At 70.1% G+C, this 23369-nt stretch carries 23 protein-coding genes; 11 read left to right on the top strand and 12 right to left on the bottom strand.

Going from position 1 to position 23369, the window contains the following annotated elements; genetic code table 11:
• Positions 1 to 9: 9 nt before the first annotated feature.
• The gene (zapE, locus tag AMD30_RS02965; RefSeq protein ID WP_010840907.1) at positions 10 to 1023 is read right to left on the bottom strand and encodes a cell division protein ZapE; all 1014 of its coding nucleotides are present in this window, start codon (positions 1021 to 1023) and stop codon (positions 10 to 12) included.
• Between the two features lie 35 nt (positions 1024 to 1058).
• Between zapE and AMD30_RS02970 the strand changes: the two genes are divergently transcribed.
• From AMD30_RS02970 to msrB, 4 genes are all read left to right on the top strand, one after another.
• Complete coding sequence (locus AMD30_RS02970; RefSeq protein ID WP_055474665.1) at positions 1059 to 1859, top strand: pyrimidine reductase family protein; 801 nt, start codon at positions 1059 to 1061, stop codon at positions 1857 to 1859.
• A 75-nt stretch (positions 1860 to 1934) separates the two neighbouring features.
• On the top strand, positions 1935 to 3545 hold the full coding sequence (locus AMD30_RS02975; RefSeq protein ID WP_055474666.1) for an alpha/beta hydrolase: 1611 nt from the start codon (positions 1935 to 1937) through the stop codon (positions 3543 to 3545).
• A 59-nt stretch (positions 3546 to 3604) separates the two neighbouring features.
• Complete coding sequence (locus tag AMD30_RS02980; RefSeq protein ID WP_055474667.1) at positions 3605 to 4912, top strand: glycosyltransferase family 87 protein; 1308 nt, start codon at positions 3605 to 3607, stop codon at positions 4910 to 4912.
• Positions 4913 to 4949: 37 nt separating this feature from the next.
• Positions 4950 to 5381, top strand: coding sequence for a peptide-methionine (R)-S-oxide reductase MsrB (gene msrB / locus AMD30_RS02985; protein WP_010840903.1), 432 nt, complete (start codon positions 4950 to 4952; stop codon positions 5379 to 5381).
• Between the two features lie 15 nt (positions 5382 to 5396).
• Here the strand turns inward: msrB and hemQ are convergent, their stop codons facing one another.
• The 3 genes from hemQ to hemE are packed head-to-tail and all read right to left on the bottom strand — an operon-like array spanning position 5397 to position 8635.
• Complete coding sequence (gene hemQ / locus AMD30_RS02990; RefSeq protein WP_044507882.1) at positions 5397 to 6092, bottom strand: hydrogen peroxide-dependent heme synthase; 696 nt, start codon at positions 6090 to 6092, stop codon at positions 5397 to 5399.
• A gap of 57 nt (positions 6093 to 6149) precedes the next feature.
• Positions 6150 to 7571, bottom strand: a complete 1422-nt coding sequence (locus tag AMD30_RS02995) for an FAD-dependent oxidoreductase (protein ID WP_055474668.1) — start codon at positions 7569 to 7571, stop codon at positions 6150 to 6152.
• Positions 7571 to 8635, bottom strand: coding sequence for a uroporphyrinogen decarboxylase (gene hemE / locus AMD30_RS03000; RefSeq protein ID WP_084817185.1), 1065 nt, complete (start codon positions 8633 to 8635; stop codon positions 7571 to 7573). Before hemE ends, AMD30_RS02995 begins: the two co-directional genes overlap by 1 nt.
• A gap of 92 nt (positions 8636 to 8727) precedes the next feature.
• On the opposite strand from hemE, the gene AMD30_RS03005 reads away from it, so the two are divergent.
• The 3 genes from AMD30_RS03005 (at position 8728) to AMD30_RS03015 (ending at position 11211) form a co-directional block, all read left to right on the top strand.
• Positions 8728 to 9354 carry a DUF3000 domain-containing protein gene (locus tag AMD30_RS03005; RefSeq protein ID WP_035716956.1) on the top strand — a complete coding sequence of 209 codons (627 nt, stop codon included), beginning with the start codon at positions 8728 to 8730 and terminating at the stop codon, positions 9352 to 9354.
• The gene (locus AMD30_RS03010; RefSeq protein WP_055474669.1) at positions 9351 to 10628 is read left to right on the top strand and encodes an HRDC domain-containing protein; all 1278 of its coding nucleotides are present in this window, start codon (positions 9351 to 9353) and stop codon (positions 10626 to 10628) included. The genes AMD30_RS03005 and AMD30_RS03010 overlap by 4 nt, the downstream gene beginning before the upstream one ends.
• Before the next feature lie 154 nt (positions 10629 to 10782).
• Positions 10783 to 11211: a type II toxin-antitoxin system Rv0910 family toxin gene (locus AMD30_RS03015; RefSeq protein ID WP_010840897.1), complete on the top strand. Its 429-nt coding sequence runs from the start codon at positions 10783 to 10785 to the stop codon at positions 11209 to 11211.
• 8 nt (positions 11212 to 11219) lie between these two features.
• On the opposite strand, the gene AMD30_RS03020 is transcribed toward AMD30_RS03015, so the two are convergent.
• The 4 genes from AMD30_RS03020 to AMD30_RS03035 form a co-directional block, all read right to left on the bottom strand.
• Positions 11220 to 12335, bottom strand: coding sequence for a carboxylate-amine ligase (locus tag AMD30_RS03020; RefSeq protein ID WP_055474724.1), 1116 nt, complete (start codon positions 12333 to 12335; stop codon positions 11220 to 11222).
• A gap of 93 nt (positions 12336 to 12428) precedes the next feature.
• Complete coding sequence (gene dxs / locus AMD30_RS03025; RefSeq protein ID WP_010840895.1) at positions 12429 to 14387, bottom strand: 1-deoxy-D-xylulose-5-phosphate synthase; 1959 nt, start codon at positions 14385 to 14387, stop codon at positions 12429 to 12431.
• Positions 14388 to 14537: 150 nt separating this feature from the next.
• Complete coding sequence (locus AMD30_RS03030) at positions 14538 to 15845, bottom strand: class I SAM-dependent RNA methyltransferase (protein WP_055474670.1); 1308 nt, start codon at positions 15843 to 15845, stop codon at positions 14538 to 14540.
• Positions 15842 to 17857, bottom strand: coding sequence for an APC family permease (locus AMD30_RS03035; RefSeq protein ID WP_010840893.1), 2016 nt, complete (start codon positions 17855 to 17857; stop codon positions 15842 to 15844). Before AMD30_RS03035 ends, AMD30_RS03030 begins: the two co-directional genes overlap by 4 nt.
• A gap of 78 nt (positions 17858 to 17935) precedes the next feature.
• Here AMD30_RS03035 and AMD30_RS03040 point away from each other — a divergent pair, with 78 nt between their 5' ends.
• Both AMD30_RS03040 and AMD30_RS03045 read left to right on the top strand, forming a co-directional pair.
• Positions 17936 to 18604 carry a potassium channel family protein gene (locus AMD30_RS03040; RefSeq protein ID WP_010840892.1) on the top strand — a complete coding sequence of 223 codons (669 nt, stop codon included), beginning with the start codon at positions 17936 to 17938 and terminating at the stop codon, positions 18602 to 18604.
• Positions 18605 to 18626: 22 nt separating this feature from the next.
• Positions 18627 to 19289 carry a potassium channel family protein gene (locus tag AMD30_RS03045; RefSeq protein ID WP_055474671.1) on the top strand — a complete coding sequence of 221 codons (663 nt, stop codon included), beginning with the start codon at positions 18627 to 18629 and terminating at the stop codon, positions 19287 to 19289.
• Here AMD30_RS03045 and AMD30_RS03050 read toward each other — a convergent pair.
• Together AMD30_RS03050 and AMD30_RS03055 are read right to left on the bottom strand one after the other, a co-directional pair.
• Positions 19270 to 19971 (bottom strand): DUF3159 domain-containing protein, encoded by a 702-nt coding sequence (locus tag AMD30_RS03050; RefSeq protein ID WP_014926577.1) that lies wholly within the window; start codon positions 19969 to 19971, stop codon positions 19270 to 19272. The two genes, AMD30_RS03045 and AMD30_RS03050, sit on opposite strands and share 20 nt — an antisense overlap.
• Positions 19968 to 20342 carry an OB-fold nucleic acid binding domain-containing protein gene (locus AMD30_RS03055; protein ID WP_010840889.1) on the bottom strand — a complete coding sequence of 125 codons (375 nt, stop codon included), beginning with the start codon at positions 20340 to 20342 and terminating at the stop codon, positions 19968 to 19970. The genes AMD30_RS03050 and AMD30_RS03055 overlap by 4 nt, the downstream gene beginning before the upstream one ends.
• Positions 20343 to 20556: 214 nt before the next feature.
• Here AMD30_RS03055 and AMD30_RS03060 point away from each other — a divergent pair, with 214 nt between their 5' ends.
• The gene (locus AMD30_RS03060; RefSeq protein WP_055474672.1) at positions 20557 to 21288 is read left to right on the top strand and encodes an alpha/beta hydrolase; all 732 of its coding nucleotides are present in this window, start codon (positions 20557 to 20559) and stop codon (positions 21286 to 21288) included.
• Between the two features lie 7 nt (positions 21289 to 21295).
• Here AMD30_RS03060 and AMD30_RS03065 read toward each other — a convergent pair whose 3' ends face one another.
• The gene (locus AMD30_RS03065; RefSeq protein WP_055474673.1) at positions 21296 to 22195 is read right to left on the bottom strand and encodes a DUF3710 domain-containing protein; all 900 of its coding nucleotides are present in this window, start codon (positions 22193 to 22195) and stop codon (positions 21296 to 21298) included.
• A gap of 84 nt (positions 22196 to 22279) precedes the next feature.
• Entirely contained in the window at positions 22280 to 22765 is a 486-nt protein-coding gene (gene dut / locus AMD30_RS03070) for a dUTP diphosphatase (protein WP_014926574.1), read from the bottom strand.
• Between the two features lie 22 nt (positions 22766 to 22787).
• On the opposite strand from dut, the gene AMD30_RS03075 reads away from it, so the two are divergent.
• Positions 22788 to 23360, top strand: a complete 573-nt coding sequence (locus tag AMD30_RS03075) for a DUF3093 domain-containing protein (protein ID WP_014926573.1) — start codon at positions 22788 to 22790, stop codon at positions 23358 to 23360.
• Positions 23361 to 23369: the final 9 nt, after the last annotated feature.

Genomic DNA, 23369 nt, shown 5'->3' on the forward strand with positions numbered 1-23369 from the left:
GCCCGGAGTTCAGGCGGCCGACTCCGCGAACCGCGACAGGGCGAGCAGACGCGACGTCGCGCGCAGGTACTTCTTGCGATAGCCACCGGCGAGCATCTCGTCGGTGAAGATCTCGTCGAGCTTCGCTCCCGCGACGGTGACCGGGATGTGGGCGTCGTAGAGGCGGTCGGCGAGCACGACCAGGCGCAGCGCCACCGACTGGTCTTCTGCCGGATGCACTCCCGAGATGCAGACCAGGGAGACGCCGTCGACGAGGTCCTTGTACTTCGACGGGTGCAGCGTGCTGAGGTGGTCGCACAGAGCGTCGAAGTCGTCGAGGGTCGCACCCTCGGTTGATTCGGCGATCGCGGTCAGCTCCGACTCACTGCGCGGCTCCGGTGCCGGCGGCAGATCACGATGACGGTAGTCGGGACCGTCGACGCGAATCGTCTCGAACACGGCCGAGAGTTTGCGGATCTCGCGGAGGAAGTCCTGGGCGGCGAACCGGCCTTCGCCGAGCTGTCCGGGAAGCGTGTTGGAGGTGGCCACGATCGAGACGCCCTTGGCGGTGAGTTCGGTGAGCAGCCGCGAGACGAGCATCGTGTCGCCCGGGTCGTCGAGCTCGAACTCGTCGATACACAGCACGGTGTGCTGCGAGAGTCGTTCGACCGCGTTCACGAAGCCGAGCGCGCCGACCACGTGGGTCACCTCCACGAACGTCGCGAACGACTTCGGCGCGGGCATCGAGTGATAGATGGACGCCAGGAGGTGGGTCTTGCCGACGCCGAAACCGCCGTCGAGGTAGAGGCCGACGCCCTGGGACGGTGACTTGCGCGAGAACAGGCCCTTCTTCCCGGAGCGCGCCTTCGACGCTCGCACCACGAAGTCGCGCGCTTTGGCCACCGCTTCGGCCTGCGACGGCTCGTTCGGGTCGGGGATGTAGGAGTCGAAGCTCACGTCGTCGAAGGTCGACGGGGGCACCATCTCGTCGATGAGTGCGTCGGGCGAGGTCGCAGGGTTGCGATCGCAGAGTCGGGCCACCATGTGTGGAGAGTAGCCATCCGCGGAATGATGGACACATGTTCCACCTGCAGAAAGCGACCCAGGTCACACCCGACGACGAACTGGACCGGTTGGCCGAGCTCTACCTCTACCCACCTCGTCCGTCGTCGGGTCCCGGCGCAGCCGCGCCGTTCGTACGCGCCAACATGGTGTCGTCGATCGACGGGGCCGTCACCTACGACGGCAAATCGGGCGGACTCGGTGGACCCGGTGACAAGGCCGTCTTCCGCGTGCTGCGCGGACTCGCCGACGTCATCCTGGTGGGCGCGGGCACCGCGACGACCGAGGGTTACGGCCAGCCCCAGCCGGACGAGGCTCTCGCCGCGCATCGCGAATCGCTGGGGCAGGCCCCTGCGCCGGCACTCGCGCTGGTGTCCCGATCGCTGTCGATACCACCCGACTTCGAGCCCGTGTCCGACCCGAACACGGTCATCCTCACGTGCACCAGCGCACCCGCTGATCGTCGGCGAGCGCTGCTCGACGCAGGCGCGACCCTGCTCGACTGCGGCGACGACACCGTGTCGACACCGGCGATCCTGGAGCGGTGCGCCGATCGCGGATGGTCACGTGTGCTCTGCGAAGGCGGCCCCAGCCTGCTGGGTTCACTCGTGGCGGCCGACGCCCTCGACGAACTCTGCCTGACCACGAGCCCGCACCTGGTCGGGGGGAACGCCGGGCGCATCGTGGCCACCGGGGGCTCGGGGTCCGCCGACGGGTCAGCGGTGCTACGCGCCCTGCGTCCGGCGACGATCATCACCGACGACGACGGCTTCGTGTTCACCCGCTGGCTCCGTCACGGCCGCTCCTCGACGCAGTGAGCCGTCGGTTCCACGCCTGACGCGCCGACACCCGGCCCGGGGTCTTCTCGGTCGACGTTGACTACTCTCGCGGACATGCCAAGAGCGCACACCCCGGCCGTCGGCGTAGGACCGAGCACCCGCCCGAGGGTTCTCGCGGGTGTCGTCGTCGGCGCGATCGCGGCGATCGTCCTCTCCTCCTGCGCGGTCGGCCCCGATCGGGGCCCGGACCTGATCCCGGGGGGCGGCGGTCAGCAGGGGCCGGCCCCGTCCTCGTCTACCGCTCCACCGGTACCGGCGCTCGCAGCGCCCAAGACCGATCTCGAGTGGAGCGAGTGCGCGGCGGAGACCAGCGAACGGTACGGGGTCGCACGTCCGGAGGGCGTGACCGTCGAATGCGCCGAATACGACTCGCCCATCGACCGTGACAAACCCGACGGCGAGGCCATCTCGGTGGCGGTGACCCGAGCCCGTACGGCCGACACCCCACCCGATGCCGCGCCGCTCGTCCTCACCTCCGGCTCCGACCTGCCGTCGTCCCGAACCCTGATGGTGATGACGGCCGGGCCGGGCCGGGCACTGCTCGCGTCGCACCCCGTCGTCGCGGTCGACCATCGCGGAATCCCGCTCAGCAGTGACATCGACTGCATGACCCGACTGGAACGCGAGACGATCGCGAACAACGGCCTCACCGAACGCGGGACGACCACCGACGCACGGATCTCCCGGCTGGCGGCCGCCGGGTCGTCGTCCTCCGACGGTTGCACGGAGACGCTCACCCCCTACCAGCTGAGCTTCGGGGCGGCGAACGCAGCCGCGGACCTCGAGTCGCTCCGTCAGCGCTGGGGCGTCGAACACCTCGGGCTCATCGGGACCGGCGAGGGTTCCGACGTCGTGCTCAGCTACGCGTCGCTGTACGGCGGACGTGCCGGGCGGATCATCCTGGACACCCCGACGCCGTTCGGCGCGAACGCGCGCGACCGCGCGCAGTCGCAGGCACAGGGCGTTCAGTTCGCCCTGCAAGGCTTCGCACAGCGCTGTTCGGCGCTGACCGGCTGTGCGCTCGGCTCCAACGGAGTCGCGACGATGACCCGCCTGCTGACCAAGGCACGCGCGGGCGACCTCCCGTCGCTGTCGGACACCACCGCCCTCAGCGCGATCACGACGACACTTGCACTCGCCGCGGACCGGCCGCAGTCGCTCCTCGACCTCGCCGACGCGATCGCGGCCGCCGACCGCGGGGAGACCGCGGCGCTCGTCCGCCTCGCCGAACGCGCCGCGACCCTCCGGCTCCCCGACGGCGCCCACGTCTCCCGCTGCAACGACGTCACCGGACCGGTCGGCCAGAACGAAGTGCCGGGCCTCGTGGACGCGTGGTCGAAGCAGAATCCCCTCACCGGCGCCGACAGCGCGCTCTCGCTCGTCCGATGCAACGGCTGGGCGTCGGGCGATCCGGTCCGGCCACCCACGTCGCTGCCGGCCGACCCGCTGATCCTCAACGGGACGCGCGACTCCATCAACGGCGGTGAGGGAGCCGCCGCCCTGGTCCCGCTGTTCATGAACGCCGGAGCCGAACCGGTGACGGTCACCTGGGATGGTCTGGGCTTCTCGGTCCTGGGACGGAGCGCCTGCGCCGCCGGCGTCGTCGTCGAATATGTCGACCGGGCCCGTCTGCAGGGCCCGACCCAGCGCGGCTGCCCGACGTGAGGACGGTCGGACCCCGCGCAGGGTTCTGAGCTCGACGGCGCGCGTAGTACGGTTCGCGGGTGGCCAATCTCGACAGGTATCTCTACCCCCCGATGAGTGCTCAACGGATCATCCCGATGGTCCTGTGGCCGATCAGCCTGCTCATGGTCGTGCACCGCTCGGTGTTCCTGGGGGTCAACGGCGACCGCACCGATGACTTCAAGCCCGTGTACAACGCGGCCTTCAACTTCCTCAACGGTCTGCCTGTCTACGGCGAGAACTACGCCACCGTGGACCCGCACTACCTCTATCCACCATCGGGAACCCTCCTGATGGCACCGGTCGCGGTCATCGACTACGAGCGCGCGCGCTGGGCCTTCATCGCCGTCAGCGTGATCGCCCTGCTGGTCTCCGCCTACCTGCTCACCCGCATGTTCGGCTACGCGATCAACTCGTGGGTCCTGCCGACGGTCCTGTTCTTCTTCTTCAGCACCGAGACCGTCTCGCACACACTGATCTTCACGAACTTCAACTCGTTCGTGCTCCTGGGGCTGATCGCATTTCTCATGCTGATGCTGACCCGGCACGACTGGTGGGCCGGCGTACCGATGGGGTTGACTCTGGCCGTCAAGCCGGTGCTGGCGCCTCTCATGCTCTTGCCGTTGCTCAATCGTCAGTGGCGGGTGTTCGCCCTCTCCATCGCGATCCCGGTCGTCCTGACGGTCGTCGCCTGGCCGCTCTCGGTCGACGCGAACGACTTCATCAGCCGAACGGTCCCGTATCTCGGCGAGGCGCGCGACTACTACAACAGCTCGATCGCCGGCAACGGCGCGTACTTCGGTGTCGCCCCGTGGTTGATCCTGCTGCTGCGCGTGGCGTTCGTGGTGATGGCCGCGTTCTCGCTGTGGTTCCTGTACCGCTACTACCGCAAGACCAACGAAATGCTGTGGCTCACGGCGTCATCGGGAGTGCTGCTGTGCACCACGTTCCTGGTCGGCTCGCTCGGCCAGGGCTACTACTCGATGCTCCTGTTCCCGCTGCTCATGACGGTGCTGCTACCCGGGTCACCGATGCGCAACTGGCCGGCGTGGCTGGGCGTCTACGGGTGTATGACCTTCGACGGCTTCTACTCCGACCGCTGGACCGCGTTCGGCTGGATGGTCGAGTACAACAAGGTCACGTGGGGCTGGTCGCTGCTGATGATCGCGGTGTTCTGCTCGCTGCTGTTCCGCTACCTCGACATGCGGTCCGACGGGGTGACCGGCATGGTGACGCCGGTCCGGTCGGAGTCCGATGCGCCGCGCATCCCGGCCGGTGGAGCCGACGCCTTCGACAGCACGGCGGAGCCCGGCGACAAGGACTCGATCAGCCTGTCGAAACAGCGCTGACACAGTCGGTCCGGACGCGCGCGCTACCGTGGAAGGCATGACCGACAGCACCCCGCGGACCGACACCGAGAATCTCGCCGACCTCACCGACGAGCAGTGGAAGCAGCGCCTGACTCCCGCCGAATACCGGGTCCTACGCCAGGCGGGTACCGAGGCCCCCTTCACCGGCGAGTACACCGACACCAAGACGGTCGGGGTCTATCGGTGCCGCGCCTGCGACACCGAGCTGTTCCGCAGCGAGCAGAAGTTCGAATCACATTGCGGCTGGCCGTCGTTCTTCTCTCCGCTGGCCGGCGACAAGATCATCGAGGTCGAGGACACCTCGCTCGGTATGCGGCGCGTCGAGGTGCTCTGCGCGAACTGCAAGAGCCACCTCGGTCACGTCTTCGCCGGTGAGGGCTACGACACCCCCACCGACCTCCGCTACTGCATCAACAGCATCAGCCTGAAACTGGAACCCGCCGAGTAGCGACGGTCCCCCGGATCAGGGCAGCGCGTCGATGAGCGCGGGCACCTCGACCCGGGGACCGGTGAAGAACGGCGTCTCCTCGCGTACGTGCATCCGGGCCTCGGTGGCACGCAGGTCACGCATGAGATCGACGATGCGATGCAGCTCGGGGGCCTCGAAGGCCAGCAGCCACTCGTAGTCGCCGAGGGCGAACGACGACACCGTGTTGGCTCGGACGTCCTTGTACGCGCGGGCCGCCTTGCCGTGGTCGGCGAGCATCTTGCGACGCTCCTCGTCGGGCAGCAGGTACCACTCGTAGGACCGCACGAACGGGTAGACGCAGATGTAGTTGCCGGGGTCCTCGCCCGCGAGGAACGCCGGGATGTGGCTCTTGTTGAACTCGGCGGGGCGGTGCAGGGCGACATTGCTCCACACGGGGTTGCACGCGCGTCCCAGAACGGTCTCGCGGCGGAACTTCGCATAGGCGGCCTGGATCGGCTCGACGTCGGCGGCGTGCCACCAGATCATGAAATCGGCGTCGGCGCGCAGCCCCGACACGTCGTACACCCCGCGCACCACGACGCCGCTGTCCTCGAGTGACTTGAAGAAGTCCGTGGCGTCGGATTTGGCCTGATCGCGGTCGGTACCCAGTTCACCGGGGCGCACCGCGAACACCGAGAACATCAGGTAGCGGATCGTCGAGTTGAGTTCTGCGTAGTCCAAGCGGCTCATGGATGCCATCGTGCCACCGCCGCCCACACAACTACCAGGCAGGTCAGCGGTGACAGGTCACGTCAGATCGTCGAGCAGCTCGGCCGCCGCGCGGCCGGCCCGGCCGATACACGCCGGTACCCCGACCCCTGCGTACGACGACCCGGCCAGTGCGAGGCGCGGTGGGCGCGCGGCCAGCACCCGCGCCATCGCCGCGAGGTGGCCCGGCGCATAGACCGGCAGCCCGTCGTCCCAGCGCTGCACGTACACGTCGACGACCCGCGACGACACCGGCGCGACGCCGGCGGCACGGCACACCTCGTCGAGATCCTCCAGCGCCGCACTCCGCAACCGGTCGTCGACCCCGGGTTCGGTGGCCTCATCCGGCACCGGCGCACCGAACCGCCCGAACGACGCACGGACCGACACCGGCCGGTCCGCGCCCGACGGGTCCGGCCCCGACAGATGGGCCCACTTCTGTGAGCTGAACGTGAACGCCTTGGCGCGCAACCCTTCTCCGGTGCCCACCAGCACACCCGAGTGCTCGGGCAGCACTGTGCCCGGCGCGAACGCGATCGACACCACGACCGACGAGGCGCGCCGGACGGTCCGCAACGGAACGGACAGGTCCGGCACGGACCGATGCAGGAGATCGCCGGCCCGCCACGCCGGCACCGCCAGGATCACCCCGTCGTACGGTCGCCGGTCTGCGGCCCCGTCCACGTCGAGCTCCCAGCCATCCCCCGACGGAACGAGTTCGGTGATCGGACTGCTGGTGTCGGGGTCGACCCCGGCCGCGGTCCGCAGGGCGTCGAGGAGGATCGCGTAGCCGCCCACGAGTGCACCGAAGACGGGTCCCGACGCGCCCGCGCCGGCGGCGATGAGGGCCCCGACGGCCGCCGTGAGCGACGGCGCGCCCGCGTCCAGACGTGCGGCGAGTGCCGGGAGCGCCTCACGGACCCCGATGTCGCCGGCGAGGCTGGAGTACACACCGCCGAGCATCGGGTCGACGCTGCGGGCGACCACGGAGGGTCCGAACCGTTCGGCGACGAGTTGCCCGACGGACGCGTCGGCGCCGGTCTCCCAGCTCATCGGGCGTTCGGGTTCGCCGGTCATACGCTCGGTGTCGGCGGGGTCGGCGAGACCGTCGACCACTGCCGGCCCGGCCGGGATGCCCATCAGCGCCGGACTGGGCAGCGGGTGCAACCGCTCCCCCGACCACACCGCGGGACGTCGCGGAGTCGGTGAGACGACCCGGTCGGCCAGGCCGAGTTCGGTGACGAGTTCGAGCGCCTCGGGGCGCCGGACGATGAACGCCTCGGCGCCGACGTCGACGGGCCGGTCGCCGACGGTCGCCGTGTGCAGCACACCACCCAGCCGTGCGGTGGCCTCGAAGAGGTCGATGTGCGCGTCCGACCCGAGGGCACGACGGAGGCGGTAGGCGGCGGTCAGGCCGGAGATCCCGCCGCCGACGATCGCGATCCGGACCCGCGGGGACATCAGAGGCTGTGGATCACTTCGACGACCCGCGTCAGCACATCCGGGTCGGTGCCGGGAAGCACGCCGTGGCCGAGGTTGAAGATGTGACCGACCGCCCCGGCCGCGATGGCCCGGTCGCCGTCGGCGACGACCCGCCGCACCTCGGCGTCGACGACATCGGTGCCGGCGAACAGCAGGGTCGGGTCGAGGTTGCCCTGCACGGCCTTGCCCGGACCGACCCGGCGCACGGCCTCTTCGAGCGGCACCCGCCAGTCGACGCCGATGACGTCGGCGCCGACATGCGCCATCGGGGCGAGGAGTTCACCGGTGCCCACCCCGAAGTGGATGCGCGGCACGCCGTAGTCGGCGACCTCGGCCAGCACGCGGGCGCTGTGTGGCGCGACGAAACGCTGATAGTCGGCGGCCGACAGCATGCCCGCCCACGAATCGAACAGCTGGACAGCGTCGACGCCGGCGTCGAGCTGCACGCGCAGGAACGCGATGGTGATGTCGGCGAGACGTGCCATCAGCTCGGCCCACGTCTCCGGATCCCCGTGCATCATCGCCTTGGTTCGTTCGTAGTTGCGGCTCGGCCCGCCCTCGATGAGGTAGGAGGCGAGGGTGAATGGCGCACCCGCGAAGCCGATCAGTGCCGTGGCGTCTCCCAGTTCGCCCAGCAGGAGTTCGATCGCACGGGCGATCGAACCGACCGCAGCGGGCTCCAGGCGCGGGATGCGCGACACCGCGTCGGGCGAGCGCACCGGCTCGGCGATCACCGGGCCCGTCCCGGCGACGATGTCGAGGTCGATGCCGGCGGCCTTGAGCGGCACCACGATGTCGGAGAAGAGGATCGCCGCGTCGACGTCGTGTCTGCGGACCGGCTGCATGGTGATCTCGCAGACCAGTTCCGCGTCGAAGCAGGACTCCAGCATGCCGTGATCGGCGCGGATGGCCCGGTATTCGGGCAGCGAACGACCCGCTTGCCGCATGAACCACACCGGACGGCGTGAGGGGGTCGCGCCGGTGGCCGCGGCGACGAGCGGCAGGTGCGACCTATGGACCCGGGTACCAGTTGCGTTCGACATCACCGCTTACTCTGCCATGCCCCCCCGATCCCGCACGTGTGGTGTCGGCGCGCCTCCGCCGCGCCCGGCCACCCCCGCCCTACGGTCGAACGGTGACCTCTTCGGGAGCTCCGGACGAGCCTGCTGATTTCCGCGCGGCGGTGGAGTCGCTGCATGCTGCCCGGGTCCGCCGCGAGATCGAGGTCGGACCCATCCGCCCGCCGCAGCGCCTGGCGCCCTACAGCTACGCCGTCGGCGCCGAGGTGCGCCCGCCCGAGGACCTCGACGTCGTGCCGACGGATTCACAGGGCAGCGCGTTCGGGCGGCTCATCCTGCTCTTCGATCCAGCCGGCCAGGACGCCTGGAACGGCACCATGCGTCTCGTCGCGTTCCTGCAGGCCGAGGTCGAGGCCGCGCTGGCCATGGACCCCTTGCTGCCCGAGGTGGCGTGGAGCTGGATCAGCGATGCGCTCGGCGTGCCGGTGGGCGCCACCGCCACCCCCGAGGGTTCCGCCCATCGCGTCGATGTGACCGCACTCGGCGGCACCGTCACCTCCACCACGTCGGTCCGTTACGGCGACATCGCCGGACCTCCGCGCGCGCATCAACTGGAGGTGCGGGCCTCCTGGACCGCGCTGACCGCGGACGGACTCGGCAGCCATCTCGAGGCGTTCTGCGATGTCCTCGCCTCCGCCGCCGGTCTCCCACCGGTCGGGGTGACCGAACTCGGCGCGACGTGAACGATCCCGCCCCCGACGAACCGGCCACCGACGAACCGGCTCCGGAGATCACCCCGCTGCTCCGGCCGGCCGGCGGTGTGCCACCGGTGCTGGCGACCGCCACCGAATTCGCCGACGCGGCAGCGGCTCTCGTGGCGGGTAGCGGCCCGATCGCCGTCGACACCGAGCGCGCGTCGGGGTACCGCTACTCGCAACGCGCCTATCTGATCCAGATCAAGCGACGCGGGTCGGGCAGCTTCCTGCTGGACCCGATCGGCGATCCCGCTGCCCTGGCACCGGTGATCGACGCGTTGCGGGGCCCGGAATGGGTGCTGCACGCCGCCGATCAGGACCTCCCCTGCCTCCGCGAACTCGGCTTCGAGTGCGTCGAGCTGTACGACACCGAGCTGGCCGGACGTCTACTGGGCCTGGCGAAGGTCAATCTGGCGGCGATGGTGGCCGAATTCCTCGGGCTGGGCCTCCTCAAGGGTCATGGTGCCGCCGACTGGTCGCGCCGTCCCCTGCCCGACGAGTGGCTGAACTACGCCGCACTCGACGTCGAGGTCCTCGTCGAACTGCGTGACGCGATGGACGCCGCACTCGCCGCCGAGGGCAAAGACGGATGGGCGCGTGAGGAATTCGCGTACATCCTGTCCCGCCCGCCGGCACCGCCGCGTACCGACCGGTGGCGCAAGACCTCGAACATCCACACCGTCAAGTCCACGCGGGCGCTGGCGGCGGTACGCGAACTGTGGACCGCGCGCGAGGAACTGGCGCAGCGCCGGGATGTGGCGCCCGGACGCGTCCTGCCCGACACCGCGATCGTCAACGCGGCGACCGTCAACCCCGAGTCCATCGCCGACCTCACGAAGCTGCCGGTCTTCGGCGGCCCGCGCCAGCGGCGCCAGGCCGGGATCTGGCTGTCGGCATTGCAACGGGCCCGCGAGATCCCCGACAGCAAGCTCCCGTCGCGCAAGACGACCGGACCGGGCCTGCCTCCGGTCAGCCGCTGGGATCAGCGGAATCCGGAGGCCGCGGCACGACTGCAGGCGGTCCGGCCGGCGCTGAAGGAGATCGCCGACGCCCACACCCTGCCGGTGGAGAACCTGCTCGCACCCGATGTGGTCCGGCAACTGTGCTGGGACGGCCTGCCCGAACCGATCACGACCGAGGCGCTCGACGCGCACCTGGCCGCGGCGGGCGCCCGCGCGTGGCAGCGAACCCTCTGTGCCGAGGCCTTGACCCAGGCCCTCCTCGAGGCGGCCCGACCAGGGACGACCGCGGACGGCGAATAGCCGCACCCCACCGGCGCGGATCGCTGCGCCCAGCCCGCAGCGCCGTCGTCGCGTACATTCGATCCCGACCCGAATGCCATCACCCGAGTATCCGAACCGCCCGGGGGAAGTCATCTTCCCGAGCGGACCACCTTCTCCGGATGGGAGCAGCTCTGTGGCCACAGTCTCCGTCGGCATCGACTCCGACCTCGACCCGAGCGCGGCATGGGCGCTCGCGAGCAACCTCTCGCGCTTCGACGAATGGATGACGATCTTCGGCGGCTGGCGGTCGCCGGTTCCCGAGACGATCGCCGAGGGAACCACGATCTCGTCGCTCATCAAGGTCAAGGGTTTCCGCAACGTCATCCACTGGACCGTCACCGACTACGACGAGCCACGGCTCATCGCGCTGTCGGGCACCGGCCGCGGCGGGGTGAACATCGATCTGGCGATGAAGGTCGACGAGATCGTCGACGGCTCCCACTTCGACCTGTCCGCCGAGCTGTCCGGCGGGCTGCTCAACGGAGCGGTCGGACGGCTCGTCGCCAAGGTCCTGGAATCCGATGTGCACAAGTCGATTTCGAACCTGGCGACGCTGCGCTGAACCCACCGTCAATCGGGCCGGCGCAACGTGGCCGCCCGAACGACGGCCAGCGCAGACCCCGACTCCTCGAAGATGCGCCGCTGTCGAGTGGCCCCGTTGCCGTCCCGCCGCACCCGCCCCAGGGCCTGCTCGACGCGCTCTCGGTCACCGAGCCGGTCCAGCGCCGGCGCGACAGTCGTGAGCAACTGGTCGACGCGGGTCCACACGGATGCCAGAGCTCCCGTGGCCGGGTCCAGCGCGTTTCCGTCGACGCCGTCGTGGGCGGCGATCCAGTAGGCAGCCGAGAGCAGCGCCGGATCGAGGACGGCGCCGGCCCGTGACCGCCGTCCCCCCTGCCGGAGGTCGTCGAGAGCAGTCATCACCGCGGCTCGGACGAGGGTGGCGAAGACCTGGGTCTCCTCGACCCGCATCTGCACATCGCCGACGCGCACCTCGACGGTCGGCAGATGATCCGATGGCCGGGCGTCCCAGTACAGCATGTGCGGGTCCAGGATCGCGCCGGTCGCGACGAGCAGTTCGACGGTCTCGGCGAAGTGCTCGGCCGACCGCAGGTGTGGTGGCGGTCCCGCCGCCGGCCACCGCGACCACAGCACCGACCGCCAGCTCGCGTGTCCGGAATCTGCGTCTCGATAGACCGCCGAATTGGCCGCCAGGGCCAGCAACACCGGCAACCACGGCCGCAGCCAGTTGCACACCCCGACGGCGGTGTCGGTGTCGGGAACCTCCACGTGGACGTGGCAACCGCTGATGCCCTGCTCGTGGGCGAGCATGCCGTAGCGTTCGGCGATCGCGCGGTAGCGGCCGATGTCGGTGACCGGAAACGAGTCGGGCACTCGTGGCGGCACCCCGCAGGCCACGACGTCGACGCCCACATCGTCGGCGGCCGCCGTCAGGATGCCGCGTAGCCGGTGGAGATGATCGCCGATCTCCTGGCTCGATGCCGCCGCGGGCGTGGCGATCTCCACCTGGGAGGAGGTGAGTTCCAGCTCGAGGTCGAGGCCGCGCGCCGACGCCGCCGCAGCCACCTCGCGGTTACGTCCGACCGGCCGTCCGGTCTCGCGGTCGACCAGGACGAACTCCTCCTCGACCCCGAGGGTCGGCACCGGCGGGTCGGTGCGATGCATCCCCGCGGAACCGGATTCGTCGCTCACGGAGAGAAAATGCCCAGCTTCGGCACCGGCCAAACCGGACCTCTCCGGCATTCAACCGCCGGGAGCTCAGTCCTCGGCGCGGCTCTCTGCCGGGTCGGGCGTGTTCTCGATCGCGCGGTCCAGGCCAGGGCCGGCCTGCATGCCCGAGACGGTCGCGGTGATCGACCGGGCGAGGTCCTGAGCGGTCAACCCGAGATCGGCGAGGATCTCGCCACGGGAGGCGTGCGGGACGAACTCCTGCGGGATGCCCTTGATCTGCACGGGTACCAGTACTTCGGCCGCCGACAGGGCTGTCGCGACCGCGGACCCGACCCCACCGCTGGTGCACCCGTCCTCGAGTGTGACGACCAGCCGATGACGGCGCGCGACCTCGACCACGGACGTCGGGACAGGCAGGACCCAGCGTGGGTCGATGACCGTGGCGTCGATGCCCTGCCTCGCGAGGCGTTCGGCAGTGTCCACGGCCAGTCCGCAGAAGGCGCCGATCGCGACGATCAGCACATCGCCGTCCGCCGGACCGAGGTCACGGTCGGTCCGGTGCAACACGTCGACGCCGTCGTCGAGCCGTTCGACGGCCCGGATGTCTTCGGGGACCGCACCTTTGGAGAACCGCAGCGCCGTCGGACCGTCCGCGACGCCGAGTGCCTCGTCGAACTCCTCGCGGAGCCGGACCGCGTCCCGCGGAGCCGCCACACGGAGACCGGGGACCATCGCCATGAGCGACAGATCCCACATGCCGTGGTGGCTGGGGCCGTCGGGGCCGGTGATGCCCGATCGGTCGAGGACGAGCGTCACCGGCTGCTTCAGCAGCGAGACGTCCATCAGCAGCTGGTCGAACGCACGGTTGAGGAACGTCGAGTAGATCGCGACGACCGGATGCAGGCCACCGAGGGCGAGACCCGCCGCCGAGGTCATCGCATGCTGTTCGGCGATGCCGACGTCGAACATGCGATCCGGGTAGCGCTCACCGAACGGGGTGAGTCCCGTCGGGCCGGGCATGGCCGCGGTGATCGCGACGACGTCGGGACGGTTGGCTCCGGCGTCGAGCAGGGCGGCGGAGAACACCGCGGTCCAGTCCGGGGGTGACACGCTCGTGGGCCGGCCGGTGACCGGGTCGATGATGCCGGTGGCGTGCATCTGGTCGGCGACGTGGTTCTCGGCGTGCGCGTAGCCCATTCCCTTGCGGGTCACGGTGTGCACGATGACCGGTCCGCCGAAGTCCCGTGCCTGACGCAGGGCCGACTCGACGGCGTCGATGTCGTGGCCGTCGACGGGTCCGACGTACTTCAGTCCGAGATCGGTGAACATCGCCTGGGGGGCAAGCAGATCCTTGAGTCCGCTCTTCATCCCGTGCAGGACCGCGTAGGCGGGTTCGCCGACGACGGGTACCTGCTTGACGACGCGGCGGCCCTCGTCGAGGAACTTCTCGTACCCGGGCTGCAGCCGCAGTCCCGACAGGTGGCTGGCGAGACCGCCGATCGTCGGCGCGTACGAGCGGCCGTTGTCGTTCACGACGATGACCACCGGGCGGTTGCAGGCGGCGATGTTGTTGATCGCCTCCCAGCACATCCCGCCCGTCAGGGCGCCGTCGCCGACGACCGCGACCACCGCGCGATGCGGCTGACCGGTCAGCTCGAACGACTTCGCCAGCCCGTCCGCGTACGACAGTGCCGCCGAGGCGTGCGACGACTCCACCCAGTCGTGTTCGGACTCCGCGCGCTCCTGGTAGCCGGTGAGCCCACCGCGCTGACGCAGCTGATCGAAGCCGTCCTTGCGTCCGGTGACGATCTTGTGGACGTAGCACTGGTGGCCGGTGTCGAACAGGATCGCGTCCGACGGCGAGTCGAAGACGCGGTGGATGCCGAGCGTCAGCTCGACGACGCCGAGATTGGGACCGAGGTGTCCGCCGGTGGCCGCGACCTTCTCGATCAGGAACGTCCGGATCTCCGACGCGAGGGTCTCCATCTCCTCGTCCGACAGCGGCCGAAGATCGGCCGGCGAGCTGATCCGGTCGAGCACACCCATCGTTTCCTCCATAACCCCGTGACGCCGGGTCGGCTGTCGCGCCGAGAACGTCCGGCACATGTCAGGTCAGTCTACGGAAGCATTCGTCGCGAACCGGATCGGCGGATGGCCGCGGCGCGGGTGTCCCGCTACCCCCCGCCCTGCGTTCTCTCACCCGTGAGCGGGCGGGAACAGGCAGGCCACCGCCTCCACGTGGTGTGTCAGCGGGAACGCGTCGAAACCGCGGATCTCCGTGACGCGGAATCCGCGCTCGGCGAAGAGTCCGAGATCACGTGCGAACCGCGCGGCGTCGCAGCCCACGTGGATCACGATGCCCGGCCGTGCGTCGGCGACCGCGGCGATCACCCGCTCGCCCGCCCCCGTCCGTGGCGGGTCGAGCACGACCACGTCCGGCCGGTCGTCCAGGTCCGCGATCCGGGCCGCGACCTCCCCACGGTGGGTGCGCACGCGGTCGCCGTCGTCGGCGAAGGCGCGGTCGGCGGCGTCGAGGGCGGCCGGATCGGAGTCGACGATGTGGACGGCCTCCAGACCACCCGCGGTGCTGTCGAGCAGCGCGGCCGCGAACACCCCGGCGCCGCCGTAGAGATCCCACGCCACCCGCGGCCGCGCCCCGAGGTGCGCGTCGACGAGGTCGACGACGGACTCGGCGTAGGCCCGCGGTGCGTCGCGGTGCGCCTGCCAGAATCCCGCGACCGGGATGGCCCACGACCTCCCGCCGACGCGTTGGACCGCGCTCGCGCCACCCTCGACGATCACCTGGGCCCGGGTCCGCGACCGTCGGACGCGGTTCTGTTGAGCCCGACGCCGGCTGTCGGCGCGGCCCCGACGCGGCTTCTCGACCGGTGCGAGCTCGGTGACGTGCCGCGCACCGTCGGCGTCGAGCACCACGGCGAGTTCGGCGTGCGGGGTGAAGCGGCTCTCGGCCAGACCGTCGAGCATCCCGGGCGCGGGTTGCACGCAGACCTCGGTCACGACCTGCCGCCCGCGGAACGCCGACTGCCCCGGCCGCCCCTGGGCGTCCACGGCCAGGCGGGTACGGATTCGCCAGCCGGTGTCGGCGCCCCCGAGACGCCGCACCCCGGTGCTCGCCAGCTCGGTGCCGGCGACGACGTCGCGCGGCAGATGCCCCACCCGGTCCAGGACATCGAGCAGCACAGCCTGTTTCAGGTCCCGGGCATGATCGGGTGCCACGTGGCCGAGATCACAGCAGCCGGCTCCGGCCGCCGCCGCCGGACACGGCGACGGCACGCGGTGCGGCGAGGCGTCGAGCACCTCCACCGCGTCGGCGCGCCAATACGAGTCGTGCCGGTCGTCGGTGATCTCGGCGACCACCCGTTCGCCCGGGATCGCCCCGCGGACGAACACGACCCGACCGTCGGCGCGCCCCACCGCCTCACCACCGTTGGCGGGGCGGTCGACGGTGACCTCGACACGACGGGCCGGTCCCGACCCCGTCACGGTCGCCGCTCGGGTTCGCCCAGCGCCCTACGGGTCTCGCCCGGCGCCCAGTACGCGCGGTCCTCCTTGCGCCGGTCCGACGAGGTGAGCTGCCACGGCACCGAGGTCACCATCACGCCGGGCTCGAACAGCAGACGCCCCTTGAGGCGCAACGCCGACTGATTGTGGAGGATCTGTTCCCACCAGTGCCCGACGACGTACTCCGGGATGAACACGGTGACCACGTCGCGCGGCGATTCGCGGCGCACCCGGCGCACGTATTCGATGACCGGCCGGGTGATCTCGCGGTACGGCGACGCGATGACCTTGAGCGGCACCGTGATGTCGCTGGCCTCCCATTCGGAGACGAGTTTGCGGGTGTCGCGGTCGTCGACGTTGACCGTGATCGCCTCGAGGACGTCCGGCCGCGTCGCCCGGGCATAGCGCAGTGCGCGTTTGGAGGCCATGTGCAGGCTGGACACGAGCACGATCGAATGCGTGCGGCTCGGCAGGACCGCTTCGTCGTCCTCCTCGGCGCGGTCGAGTTCTCGCTGCACCGATGCGTAGTGGTGATGGATGAGTTTCATCATCACGAAGAGGGAGACCATCGCGATCACCGCGATGTAGGCCCCTTCGGTGAACTTGGTCAACAGCACCACGACGAGGACGGTGGCGGTCATCACCAGGCCGACGGAGTTGACCACCCGGGACTGCATCATCCGGCGACGCGCGTTCGGATCGGTCTCGGTGCGCAACAAGCGGGTCCAATGCCGCACCATGCCGGTCTGGCTCAACGTGAACGAGACGAACACACCCACGATGTAGAGCTGGATCAGCGCCGTCACCTGGGCGCCGAAGGCGACCACGAAGATGATCGCGGCGATCGCGAGGAACAGGATGCCGTTGCTGAAGGCGAGGCGGTCGCCGCGGGTGTGCAGCTGACGCGGCAGGTAACGGTCCTGCGCGAGTACCGAACCCAGCACCGGGAACCCGTTGAAGGCGGTGTTCGCGGCCAGCAGCAGGATCAGCGCGGTGACCGTGGCGACGAAGAAGAAAGCGGGTGGGAACGAGTCGAACACGGCATGGGCGAGCTGGGCGATCATCGCCTTCTGCTGGTAGCCGTCAGGGGCCCCGATCAGGTCCTGTTCCGGGTTCATGACGTACTTCGCACCGATCTTGCCCGCGAGCAGCACGATGCCCAGCAGCAGCGTGATGGAGAAGGCGCCGAGCAGCAGCAGCGTCGTCGCGGCGTTGCGCGACTTCGGTTTCCGGAACGCCGGCACCCCGTTGCTGATGGCCTCGACCCCGGTGAGCGCCGCACAACCGGAGGAGAACGACCGGGCGACGAGGAAGATCAGCGCCAGCCCGGTGAGATTGTCCTGCTCGGGCACGATGCCGAAGTCGGCGGTCTCGGACTGGATGTCCTGCCCGAGCACGTAGATCTCGGTGAAGCCCCAGACGAGCATGCCCAGCACGCCGATGATGAACCCGTAGGTCGGGATGGCCAGCACTGCGCCGGACTCCTTGATGCCGCGCAGGTTGACCGCGGCGAGAAGCATGATCGCGCCGACGCAGAACCACACCTTGTGCTCGCCGACGAACGGGATCGCCGAGCCGATGTTCTCCGCGGCGGACGTGACCGACACCGCCACGGTGAGCACGTAGTCCACGAGGAGGGCGCTGCCGACGGTGAGACCCGCGTTGGGGCCGAGGTTGACGGTCGCGACCTCGTAGTCGCCACCTCCCGAGGGATAGGCGTGCACGTTCTGCCGATAGCTGGCCACGACCACGGTCATGACGACCGCGACCGCGATCGCCACCCACGGGGTGAACGCGAGCGCGCTGATGCCGGCCACGGAGAGGACCAGGAAGATCTCCTGCGGCGCGTACGCCACCGAGCTCATCGCGTCGGAGGCGAACACCGGCAGGGCTATCCGCTTGGGCAGCAGCGTGTGACCTAGTGTGTCGCTGCGGAACGGCCTGCCGAGCAGGAGGCGTTTGGTCGCGACGGACACCTTGGAGACGGTGGACACCAGGCAACCCTAGAGCGTTGGCGCCGGGCCGGGTAGGTTCGACTCGCGGCACACGAGCCGCATGTGGAGAGGAATGCCGTGCAGGTGGTCATCATGGGTTGCGGGCGGGTCGGATCCTCGCTCGCGATGGCGATGCAGAAGCGCGGACACGACGTCGCGATCATCGACCGCGATCCGAGCGCGTTCGTGCGGTTGAGTCCCGATTTCGCGGGCCGCACGATCACCGGGGTCGGGTTCGACCGGGAGATCCTCGTCAAGGCGGGCATCGAGCACGCCGACGCGTTCGCCGCGGTGTCCTCGGGGGACAACTCGAACATCATCTCGGCGCGGGTGGCGCGCGAGACATTCGATGTCGAGCGGGTCGTCGCCCGGATCTACGACGCCAAGCGCGCCGAGGTGTACGAGCGTCTCGGGATCCCGACGGTCGCCACCGTGCCGTGGACGACCGAACGGTTCGTCTCGGCGCTCGGCGAGACGACGACGATGGCGTGGCGCGACCCGTCCGGTTCACTGGCCATCGCCCAGATCGACGTCGACGAGTCCTGGATCGGGATCTCGGTGGCCAAGTTCCAGGAACTGACCGGGGCTCGGGTGGTGTTTCTCAGCCGCGTCGGACGCGCGGTCCTGCCCGATGCCAAAACCGTTGTCCAACAAGACGATGTGATCTACGGAGCGGTCATGCTCGACAATCTCAAGAACGCCCGCGGCCTCGCTGCCGAGCCGTTCATCCAGAACGAGTCCGGATGACCCGGGCCGAAGGAGTCCCGAAGTGAAGGTCGCCATCGCCGGAGCCGGCGCGGTCGGGCGGTCCATCGCCCGCGAACTGCTGGTGAATGCCCACGAGGTCACGCTCTTCGAGCGCAACGCCGGCCACATCGACACCGACGCCGTCACCGGCGCCAACTGGGTGCTCGCCGACGCGTGCGAGCTCGCGAATCTCGAAGACGCGCAGTTGCAGACCTATGACGTGATGATCGCCGCGACCGGCGACGACAAGGCGAACCTGGTCGTCAGCCTCCTCGCGAAGACCGAGTTCGCGGTCAACCGGGTCGTCGCTCGGGTCAACGATCCCCGCAACGAATGGCTCTTCGGCGAGGACTGGGGCGTCGACGTCGCCGTCTCGACCCCTCGCCTACTCGCCTCCCTCGTCGAGGAAGCGGTGTCCGTCGGCGATCTGGTCCGGCTGATGACGTTCCGGCAGGGACAGGCCAACCTCGTCGAACTGACCCTGCCGTCGAACACACCGCTCGCGGGCAAGCCCGTGCGCAAGCTGGAGCTCCCCCGGGACGCGGCACTGGTCGCGATCCTGCGTGGCGGCCGGGTCATCGTCCCCCAGCGCGACGACCCGATCGAGGGCGGCGACGAATTGATCTTCATCGCCCCGGTCGAGGCCGAACCCGCCCTCTACGAGGCTATGCAGATCGCGCGGTGATCCCGGCGTCGGCCGAGGCTTCGGCGCGTGCCGCCTCGGCGCGCTGGGCACGGCGCACCAGGAGGATCGTCGCGAGCACCACGAGAGCTGTCAGCGGCCATCCCATCGCGATGCGTGTGAACGCCAGCCACCCGGTCGCGCCGTCGTCGTACAGCTCCGACTGGGTGAGGTAGCGCGCCGCGAAGAGCAGGGCCCACAGCGCGGTGGCGATGTCGTAGGCACGCAGGATGGACCGCTGTTTGCGCCAGCTCGATCCCTCGCCGTTGACCAGGTGCCACGCCACGCCGATGAGCGGCCATCGCACCAGGATGGAGACGGCGAACACGATCGCGTAGACCAGGGTGCTCCAGATCCCGAAGAGGAAGTAGCCCTTGGCGTCCCCGACCCGGTCGGCGATGAAGACGCAGATCGCGACGCCGAGCAGCCCCGAGATCGCGGGCGTCAGTGGTTCGCGGCGCACCAGGCGCACGACGAACAGCAGTGCCGCCACACCGAGGGCGGCATAGATGGCGGTGCGCAGATCGGCGAAGGAGTTGACGGGGACGAACACCACCACGGGCACCGTCGAGTAGACGAGACCCGAGACGCCGCCGATCTGTTCGAGAACCGTGGGCGTCGTCCGCTCCGAGGCCGGCTGGTCGGGATCGGAGTCCGTCGAGGCGGTCGAGTCGGAGTCGGTCACTCGTCGACGCCGTGCAGTTCGTAGTAGGGGTTGTAGATCACCTTGTGCCCGTCCTGCTCGGCGAGCCGTCCGCGGACGGTGACCTTGCGGCCGGGTTCGATTCCGGTGATGCGGTTGCGGCCGAGCCACTTGAGTATCACGACGTCGGAGCCGTCGAAGAACTCGGCCTTCACACCCGCCTTGGCCGAGCGCGAACACGTCTCGACGGCACGGAGCTCGCCGTGCATGGTGACCTCGTCACCTCGGCAGCACTCGGATGCGCGCTGCGCACCCGTCGCCTTGGATTCCTCGGCGATCTTCTCTGCGTCGGCGTCACCGAGATCCTCGGTCAGCCGACGGGTAAGTCGTTTGAGATAGCCGGCAGTGGGCATCTCGACCCTCCCAATGGATTTCGGCCGGCACCGCGGGCTGTGCAGAGCGGTGACCGTGGGTCGCCGAACGAGTGATCGGTGACCTGTCCGCCAGCGTAGACCCCGGCCTCGGCCAGTGACAACGTAGACGACCGCGGGGGCATTCCGCGGTGCCGGGCCGCCGCGGTCTCGGGTCTGCGCGGGGCCCCGGGACACACTAGGGGATGATGCTCTGATGCCCGGCACCGACGGTCTGCTCCGCCCGCCTCCGACCGCTCTGGTCGTCATCCCCGGGACGGGTTCGGACGCCGACCACGTCACCCGCGCCTTCGGCGGAACCGCCGCTGACCTGGGCATCGAGCTCATCGCCCTGGAGCCGACGACGTCGCTGATCGACGGTCACCTCCGCGGGCTGGATCGTGCCGCGCGAGCGCATCGTTCGATCGTGGTGGGCGGCGTCTCGATCGGGGCCGCGATCGCGCTCGACTGGGCCCTGCGTGACGGCGGGCGACGATGCGCCGGGGTGCTCGCCGCGCTGCCGGCCTGGAGCGGCGACGCACGCACCGCCCCCGCCGCCGCCAGCGCGGTCGCCACCGCCGAGTCGCTCGAGCGCGACGGACTCGAGGCGACGATCGCCGCGATGGCCGGCAGCAGCCCGGATTGGCTCTCGACGGAACTGTCCCGGTCGTGGCGGCGTCTACATCCGGGCCTCGTCGCCATGTTGCGCGAGGCGGCCGGCTACCGCGCCCCCGTCGGCGCCGAGATCGCCGGACTCGCGGTGCCGCTCGCGATCGTCGCGGCTCCCGACGACCCGGTCCATCCGATCACCGTCGCCCGTGAATGGCACGCGGCTGCACCGCGATCGGCCCTCGTGGAGGTGAGCCTGGACGACTGGGGCCGCGACCCGGGTCTGCTCGGGGCCGGCGCGCGGGACGGGCTCATCCGTCTGACCGACCCGGAGCGGTGACCGCGGGTCAGCGACGGCGGAGGAAACGCTGCATCGCCGAGCCCGACGACGGCGGCTGCGGGTCGTCGTCATCCGCGGTGTCGGCCGCCGGATCGGAGGCGGGCGGCTCGGAGGCGGGCGGCGCGTCCGCGGCGTCGGCCACCGCAGTGTCGGCGTCGTCGCGGTAGGTGTTGTCGCCGTACACGGTGGCGTGCGCGACCTGGTCGAGCGCGCCACCGGCGACCGGCCCCGGCTCCTCGGTCGAGTCCGCGTCGTTCCCGGCGGCGGGCGCCTGGTCCGCGGGGGCGGCCTGGGGATCCTGTCCGGCGGCGGGATCGGCGAACATCTGCTGCTGGGCGGCCGCGACCTGCTCGGCGAGCACTGGGGGCAACACGATCGGCAGTGGGTCACGCGGGGGGAAGGGTTCGGAACCGCGTCGCACGACGGTCTCGGCGAGCACCGCGCGGCTGAGCCGGGCGAGATCGTCGGCGTTGGCGGTGGGCCCGCTGCCGACGCACCGGACGAGCCAGCGCGGCCCGTCGACCCCGATGAAACGGTGGGTGACGCCATCCTTGTCGGCGACCACCTCGCGTCCCCAGTGCCCGTCCTCGACGCTCGTGGCGGCACCGTCGTCGCGCAGCGAGCCGGCCAGTTCCCGCACCACCTCGCGCCACATCCCGGGAGACTTGGGTGCGGCGAACGCACTCACCGAGATCCGGCCGATGGGGGTCACCAGGTACACGTTCTGCGGCTGGTGGGCCTCGGACATCTCGACGGTGACCTGGCCGCCCTCGACCACTGGTACCAGCACCGAACCGAGGTCGAGATGGGAGTTCTCGAGTTCCTGCGGCCGGGTGGCCAGCGCGTCGATGTCGTAGGGACCGCGCGCCTGACCGACCCGCAACTCCTCTGATCCGTCCTGTGCCATCGCGTCACTCCTCGTTCGTCACCGCCGGCGACAACGATCCGCCGGACACACGGAAAACAGTAATCGACTCCCGACGGGCGGAGGTCAGGCGAGAATCGCCGAACCGCCGCTCGATCCGTAACCGCCGTCGCCCCGGGCGGTGTCGTCGAGCTCGTCGACCTCGACGAAGTCGGGTAACTCCACACGCTGCACGATCAGCTGGGCGATCCGGTCGCCGCGCGCGATCGAGATCGTCTGCTCCGGGTCGTGGTTGATCAGGCAGACCTTGATCTCCCCGCGATAGCCGGCGTCGATGGTCCCGGGGGTGTTCACGACCGACAGGCCGGCCCGCGCGGCGAGGCCCGATCTCGGGTGGATCAGCCCGACGGTTCCGAACGGCAACGCCACCGCGATCCCGGTTCCGACGAGCTGACGGCGTCCGGCCGGCAGTTCGAGATCGATCGTCGAATAGAGGTCGACCCCCGCATCACCCGGGTGCGCCCTGGTCGGCAGGGGCAGATCGGGGTCGAGGCGACGGACCGCGATCGGCGCCGCGGCGGAGGGCTGCACAGGGGGGAGATCTGGGGTCACGGACGCAGACTACGCTGGTCACGTGACCGCAGATCATTCGCCCGAGCACCCCGGGGGCACGTCGGACGCCTCCCCCGCACCCACCGGGCGCAACGCCGATGTCACCGACTCGACCGCCGATCGGTTCGACGAGCGTCTGTACGTGCCCTGGTGGTGGTGGCTCGCAGCCGTGGTCCTCACCGGCGTGGTGGGCTACGAGATCCAGCTGTCGGCACGCGGGAGCGCCTGGAGCATCATCGGGTACGTCGCCACCGGCGTCCTGTGCGCGGTGATGCTGTGGACGATGAGCCGTACCCGTATCCGGGTGACCCCGGGTGGGGAACTGCACGCCCACCGCGCCGTTCTGCCACGTTCCGTCGTGGCCCGCGGGGCGACGGTCCCGGCGTCGGCCAAGAGCGCGGCGCTCGGCCGCCAGCTGGACCCGGCCGCCTATCTCGTCCACCGGTCCTGGGTGAAGACGATGGTGCTCCTCGTCCTCGACGACCCCGACGACCCGACTCCCTACTGGCTCGTCTCCACCCGCCGCCCGGCCGAACTCCTCGCGGCGCTGGGCATCGACGACGCCGCGGCCGACCGCCCGGAACCCACCGCCTGAACCCAGGAC

Origin of the sequence: Gordonia sp. HS-NH1 (genome assembly GCF_001418765.1) — a bacterium.
Lineage (GTDB): Bacteria > Actinomycetota > Actinomycetes > Mycobacteriales > Mycobacteriaceae > Gordonia.